5 protein-coding genes and 1 pseudogene are annotated in these 6,363 nt (G+C 70.5%); 3 read left to right on the forward strand and 3 right to left on the reverse strand.

Going from position 1 to position 6,363, the window contains the following annotated elements:
• The first annotated feature begins 300 nt into the window (after positions 1 to 300).
• On the forward strand, positions 301 to 570 hold the full coding sequence (locus tag QMK28_RS27610; protein WP_326442322.1) for a hypothetical protein: 270 nt from the start codon (positions 301 to 303) through the stop codon (positions 568 to 570).
• A 229-nt stretch (positions 571 to 799) separates the two neighbouring features.
• Positions 800 to 1,546, forward strand: coding sequence for an SDR family NAD(P)-dependent oxidoreductase (locus QMK28_RS27615; RefSeq protein ID WP_326442323.1), 747 nt, complete (start codon positions 800 to 802; stop codon positions 1,544 to 1,546).
• Between the two features lie 150 nt (positions 1,547 to 1,696).
• Here the strand turns inward: QMK28_RS27615 and QMK28_RS27620 are convergent, their stop codons facing one another.
• Complete coding sequence (locus tag QMK28_RS27620) at positions 1,697 to 3,193, reverse strand: sulfatase-like hydrolase/transferase (RefSeq protein WP_326442324.1); 1,497 nt, start codon at positions 3,191 to 3,193, stop codon at positions 1,697 to 1,699.
• Positions 3,194 to 3,717: 524 nt separating this feature from the next.
• Between QMK28_RS27620 and lysA the strand changes: the two genes are divergently transcribed.
• The gene (lysA, locus tag QMK28_RS27625; protein ID WP_326442325.1) at positions 3,718 to 5,097 is read left to right on the forward strand and encodes a diaminopimelate decarboxylase; all 1,380 of its coding nucleotides are present in this window, start codon (positions 3,718 to 3,720) and stop codon (positions 5,095 to 5,097) included.
• A gap of 169 nt (positions 5,098 to 5,266) precedes the next feature.
• Here lysA and QMK28_RS27630 read toward each other — a convergent pair.
• Both QMK28_RS27630 and QMK28_RS27635 read right to left on the reverse strand, forming a co-directional pair.
• Positions 5,267 to 5,833, reverse strand: a pseudogene (locus QMK28_RS27630) (LLM class flavin-dependent oxidoreductase); the annotation flags it as partial.
• Positions 5,833 to 6,363: SRPBCC family protein (locus tag QMK28_RS27635; protein WP_326442326.1), on the reverse strand; the 531-nt coding region annotated here is incomplete at its 5' end. The gene QMK28_RS27635 and the pseudogene QMK28_RS27630, both read right to left, overlap by 1 nt.

Consider the following 6,363-nt stretch of genomic DNA (forward strand, 5'->3'; position numbering starts at 1 on the left):
GGGACGCCACCCCGTCGGCGACGCCGGCGCGTACTGCGTCCCGGGGGTACCATCACCGTCATCGAGGGGGACCACGGGTCGGCGCTCTTCCACCCGGCCAGCGCCGACGCCGATGCGGCGATCGACTGCCAGATCCAGTTGCAGTCCGCCGCCGGCGGAAACGCGCTGATCGGCCGACAACTGCAACCGCTCCTGGACCGTGCCGGATACGACGACATCGCGGTCCGTCCGCACCCGGTCTAGGCCGACCGGACCCGGCCCACGATGGTCGGCGGCTTCACCCGCGGCACGTTCATCGCCATGATCGAATCGGTACGGGCAGCCGCGCTGGCCGCCGACCTCACCACCGACGCCGGCTGGGACCGCGGGATCACCGACCTGTACCGCACCGCGGAGGACCACGGGACCTTCCACTACACGTTCTTCAAGGCCCTCGCTGTGAACGCGCCCTCTCCCGCCGCCACGCGGTTCGCGGCGGATGGATGCGCATGGCGCGTCACGCTGAACGAAGCCGCTCCGTGGCCTGTGGGCGGGTTCTCCTGGCGGCGGGAGGACACGAGGGCGGAGTGAGCGCTTGTACACGGTGACGACGCCCCGAAGGCCGCTCCGTGAATCCCGCCCGGAGCAGCCGTGCTGCTTTCAAAGGAATTAGGCTCGTACAACGTCGAGTTCAGCAGCGTGCAGTCGGCCAAAGGTATGCCTCAGTCGGCACCCGGGGCTTCGACGGCCACTTCGACCGGTCTCTCGCTCTGACCGGTCCTCAGTAATTCTGGAGCAAGCGATCTCAATAACCACCGTTATGATCACCGGCGGCACCTCGGGGATCGGTGCGGCCTTCGCCCGTCGGTTCGGGGCCATGGGGTACAGCCTCGTACTGGTCGCCCGCGACGAGAAACGGCTCGACGACAGCGCGGTGACCCTGCGTACGCGATACGGCGTCACTGTCGAGACGATCAGGGCGGACCTCAACGATCCGGATGCCTGCCGACGGGTGGAGGAGTACCTCGCCGCCCCGGAGAACGCGGTCGACGTCCTCGTCAACAACGCCGGCTTCGGGCTGCCGAAGCCTTATCCGCACAACGCTGTCGAGGATGAAGAGCGCATGCTGGACATCCTCGTCCGCACTCCGCTGCGCCTGACACACGCGGTAATCCCCGGTATGAAAGCCCGCGGACGCGGAGTTATCCTCAACGTCGGCTCCGTGGCGGGCCTCCTGCCCACTGGTACGTACGGAGCGGCCAAGGCCTGGCTCATCGCCTTCAGCGAGTCCCTCCGCGTCGACTTGGCGCGGGACGGAATCAAGGTCCTCGCCTTGTGCCCGGGGTTCACTCGCACCGAGTTCCAGCGACGGGCCGGCATGGACGTCAGTTCCCTCCCCGCGCGGGTCTGGCTCGACGCCGATCGGGTCGTGGACCAAGCTCTCAAGGACCTGCGCCGCAACCGGCCCGTGAGCATCACGGGTTGGCGGTACACGGCCTACGCCCTCGCGGTGCGCCACGTGCCCCGCGCCGTAGCCGCCAAGATGGCCCGCTCCCGTACCCGCTGAGGACGTGCGGGGGGCCGCCTGAGCCGGCGAGGGGGCGCGGTAACGCCGACGCCGGCTGCCCCATCGCAGGCCAGGACAGACCGGGCCTGCCGCGGCGGACGCGTCGCCCTGGTCAGGACGAGCAGGTCAGGAGGACTCAGGACTGGAGGCTCAGCACGAGAAGTCGTCGCGTTCGATATCCCGCATCCGCTCGAAGCGGTCCCGCAGTTCGCCGCGGCGGCTCCGGTCGTGCGCGAGGTTCGTGCACTCGTCGGGATCCTCCCGCAGGTCGTACAGCTCGTGGTCGTTGTCGTCGAAGTCCGCGTCCGGGCCGAAGAGCATCCGGGACGCCGCGGGCCGCTCGGGCCGGTCCGCCGGCAGGCCGCCGCCGACTCCGTAGTACCGCGCGTATTTGAACCGGCCGTCGAAGAGGCCCCGGATCGCGTAGCGGGTCCGCTGGATGCGGCGGGTGTGCACCGACTCGTGGGCGAACAGGACGTAGTCGCGCACCGCCGCGGAAGGGTCGGCGAGCACCGGGCCGAGGTCGACGCCGCAGAAGCCCGCGTCGGGCCGCACGCCCGCCAGGGCGCACACCGTACGGGCCAGGTCGACGTGCGAGGCGAGCGCGTCGGTGGCCGCGCCGGGGCGGGTGACCCCGGGCACCCTGACATAGCAGGGCACCTTCATGATCTCGTTGTAGACGAAGGGGCCCTTCGAGCGCAGGCCGTGCGAGCCGCACATATCGCCGTGGTCCGAGGTGAAGATGACGATGGTGTCGTCCCACCGGCCGCTCGCCTCCAGAGCGCGGAGCACGGTGCCGAGACTCTCGTCGGCGAGCTGGTGCAGCCGGGCGTAGTAGTCGAGTTGGCGCAGCCAGGACTTGGTGTCGTTGGGGTCGATGCGGCCCCACAGGCTGTTCTGCTGGTCGTAGCGCCACTGCCGCTGCACATCGGGCTTGGAGTGCAGGTCGTCGTCGAAGTTGGCGGGCAGCCGGTCGAAGATCTCCTCGTACGGCTCCTCGTAGGGCGGAACGGCCCCGCCGCGGCCCCAGTCCCCGGTGCCGAGGAACTGCCGGACGAACGCGAGGTAGTCGGGGTGGGCCCGCTGGTAGTCGGGCTGGTCGAGCGGGTACCACATCACATCGTGCGGATTGACGAGTGCGACGGTCAGGAACCACGGGTCGGCCGAACGGGCGTTGACGTTCAGCCAGCGGGCGGCCGATTCGGCGATGACCGGGTCGAAGTGGACGCCGGTGCCCGCCATGCCCATCCAGTGCTGGTCGTTGCCGTCCCAGTCGCCGTAGCCGTACGCCTCCATGCCGGGGTGCGCTGAGGCCGACAGGTGCCACTTGCCGAGGTACGAGCTGCGGTAGCCGGCACCGCGCAGCGCGCTGCCCATGGTGGCCACGGCGGGGTCCAGTTCGGGCTGCCAGGGGAAGATGATGTTCTCGGCCACCTGATGCTGCGGCACGTAGCGGCCGGTCATCATGGTCGCGCGGGACGGCGAGCAGGGGGAGGAGTGCGTCCAGTAGTTGGTGAACTCCAGCCCCTCGGCGAGCAGTCGCTCCCGCCAGGGCAGCCGGACGCTGGGCGGCAGCCAGCCGCGCTGTCGCTCCTGGTCGGAGACGATCAGCAGGATGTTGGGTTTCTCGGCGCCGGGTTCGCTCATGACACTCCCTTCGGCGGGGCGGCGGGCGCGCGGCCGTCGGGGGAAGCACGGCGGCGTTCTGGCCGGACGGTTCGTCAGATGTGCTCCGCGATGTGTAACGCAACGGCGTTACAGGTGCAAGACCTGGGACACTGCCGGCACGCTGCGCCCCACGCGGCAGGCACCAGAAATGGCGGCTGCCGATGCCGTCCGTCCTGCCACAGCGTTGACGGGGTGGCCGCAAGCCTTGACCTGCGCCTGACGTGCGCCTGACGTGCGCCTGACGTGCGCCTGACGGGCCCCGCGGACGCCGGCGCAACGCGAAACCGGCCGGTGCCCCGACCGTCGCGCCCCGAACGGCGGCCGATGCGTCAACATCCCGTCAGCGGACACCGGATCGCCGTCAGCATCCCGTCATGGGACGCCGGAACCCCCGGGGCTTCGGGCATAGCGTCGCTCCTATGCCCCGGCTCGCCTCCGCTCCCCGGGGCCTCATACCTACCCTGCGGTTCCTCACGTGTGGACCCGCTGAGGAGCCCGACACCATGACCACCGCGCATCTTCCCGCAGTCGTGCCGGCTGTGCCCGCCGTATCCGCTGCGCTGTCTGCGGACGCCGTGCCGTCCGTGGCGGAACTGTCCATCTGGCCGGCCTCGACCAGCCGGCTCGGCAACGGAGACCTCGCGGTGAGCGGTGTGCCGCTCGGAGAGATCGCCGACCGTTTCGGCACCCCGGCGTACGTGATCGACGAGAGCGAGGTCCGTGAGCGCTGCCGTACCTATCGCAATGCCTTCCCCGAGGCCGAAGTCCTTTACGCGGCCAAGGCGTTCCTGTGCCGGGCGATGGCGCACTGGATCGAGGACGAGGGCTTGGGCCTGGACGTCTGCTCGGCCGGGGAGCTCGAACTCGCCGTCACCACTGGCTTCCCGCCGGGGCGGATCGTGCTGCACGGCAACGCCAAGAGCCCGCACGACCTGGAGACCGCGCTGCGTCTCGGCGTCGGGCGCATCGTGATCGACAGCCCCTCGGAGATCGCCCGGCTGGCCGCCGCCGTCGGCCCCGGCGGGCACCAGAAGGTCATGGTGCGGGTGGTGCCCGGCATCGCCGCGGGCGGCCACGAGAAGATCAGGACCGGGACCGACGACCAGAAGTTCGGCCTGTCGATCACCGACGGCTACGCGCAGCACGCGATCGCCCGGATTCTGGACCAGCCGGGGCTCGAACTGGTCGGCCTGCACTGCCACCTGGGCTCGCAGATCACCAGCGTCACGCCGTACCTCGCGGCCGTGCGCCGCATGGTCGGGCTGCTGGCCCGCGTCCGTGAGCAGCACGGGGTGGTCCTGCCCGAACTGGACCTGGGCGGCGGCCATGGCATCGCCTACCGGCCCGGTGAGGAGGCGATGGACGTCACCACGCTGGCCCGCGAGGTGCGCGGCGAGCTGATCGAGAGCTGCGCGGCGGCGGGTCTGACCGTGCCACGGCTCGTCATCGAGCCGGGACGCGCCATTGTGGGCCCGGCCGGTATCGCGCTCTACCATGTCCTCGCGGTCAAGCGCACGGGCGAGCACACCTTCGTCGCCGTGGACGGCGGGATGAGCGACAACCCGCGGCCCGCGCTGTACGGGGTGCGGTACGCACCCCGGCTGATAGGCCGTCACTCCACGGCGGAACCGGCCGCCGTCACCGTGGTCGGCCGGCACTGCGAGGCGGGTGACGTGCTCGCTTCCGACATTCAGCTGCCCGGGGACGTACACCCCGGAGACCTGCTCGCCGTGCCGGCCGCCGGGGCCTATCAGCTGTCCATGGCATCCGGTTACAACCTGGTCGGCCGCCCGCCGGTGATCGCAGTGGCGGACGGGCACGCCCGGCTGCTCGTCCGACGGGAGTCGCTCGAAGACATCTGCGGCCGCGAGGTCAGCCTGTAGGCACCTGGGCACGTCGGCACGCAGGTCGCATTCCTGAACCATCTAGGACGGCCCGAGGACGGCCCGGCGAGTGCCCTGGTCGCCCCGGGTTGTGCCCGATCCCGGGCCGCCGCGCGGTCAGCCGACGGCGCGGACCAGGTCCAGCGCCCGCCCCAGGGTGTCGAGCCGGGGGGACGAAGCTGGTGCCCAGCCAACCGTCGGCGACCTGCCCGGTCAGTTCGAGCATCTTGGGTGACATCGCGGCCAGGTAGAGCGGTACGTCGATCGCCGGCACGGCCACGCGCATCGGCCGCCCCTCACCGCCGGGCAGCGGGATCGTGAACCGCTCGCCCTCGAAGGTGACCTTCTCCCCGCTGAACACCGTCCGCACGATCTGAACGGTCTCCCGCATCCGGGTCAGCGCCCGTGCGAACGGGACGCCGTGCAGGCCCTCGATGACCTGCGGACCAGAGGGGCCCAGGCCCAGCAGGAAGCGTCCGTCGGAGAGGTGGGCCAGCGTCATCGCGGTCTGGGCGATCGTCACCGGCGAGCGGGTGCCGAGCTGGATGACCCCGGAGCCGAGCAGCATCCGGCTGGTGCGTGCCGCGAGGAAGCCGAGCGGGGACGGTGCGTCTGGGCCCCACGCCTCGGCCACCCAGCAGATGTCGAGGCCCAGCTTCTCGGCCTCGCACACGAAGTCGACGGTCTCCCGCCAATTCGAGCCGCCGGGGCCTTCGACGGTGGTCGCGGTGCGCATCACAGCTCTACCTCGCTCGGGTACTCCGCCAGCTGTTTGATCGCGGCGAGGTTGGCGGTCATACCCGCCTCGAACTCCCGCAGCCGCACGAAGACGATCTTCTGTTCCTTGTCGGGCGTCTGCTCGATGGCGATGCTGAGCCCCGACCGCCCCGGGCCCAGCTGCGCCCACTGTTCGAGCACCGTGCCGCTGCCCTCGGGCCGGAGTGTGAAGCGCCAGACGGCCGTCGGGACGTCCGGGTCCTGCACCGCCCACGCCAGCCTGGCGGGCTCCTCGCACTCGACGACGTACGACGTCGTCTCCCAGTCGCCGAGCGCCTGGTGCGAATTCCGGCCGACGAAGCGGTGTCCCGCCGCCGGACCCGGGACGCCGTCGAGCCACTCCACCTCGACCAGTTCGCTGCTCAGCTTCGGCATCAGCCGGATATCGCTGACCAGCGTCCACACCCGCTCGACGGGCGCGTCGATGTACGTCTCGACCGCCACGGTCGGGGTGTCCGCATACCTCTGTCCTGTCCACTCCATCGTTTC

It is taken from the genome of Streptomyces sp. H27-D2, assembly GCF_035828615.1.
Taxonomy (GTDB): domain Bacteria; phylum Actinomycetota; class Actinomycetes; order Streptomycetales; family Streptomycetaceae; genus Streptomyces.

What these genes read in the sequence shown, in the direction of transcription:
- QMK28_RS27610 (WP_326442322.1), top strand. Translation starts at nt 301, where the DNA reads ATGATCGAATCGGTACGGGCAGCCGCGCTGGCCGCCGACCTCACCACC.
- QMK28_RS27615 (WP_326442323.1), top strand. Translation starts at nt 800, where the DNA reads ATGATCACCGGCGGCACCTCGGGGATCGGTGCGGCCTTCGCCCGTCGG.
- QMK28_RS27620 (WP_326442324.1), bottom strand. Translation starts at nt 3,193, where the DNA reads ATGAGCGAACCCGGCGCCGAGAAACCCAACATCCTGCTGATCGTCTCC.
- lysA (WP_326442325.1), top strand. Translation starts at nt 3,718, where the DNA reads ATGACCACCGCGCATCTTCCCGCAGTCGTGCCGGCTGTGCCCGCCGTA.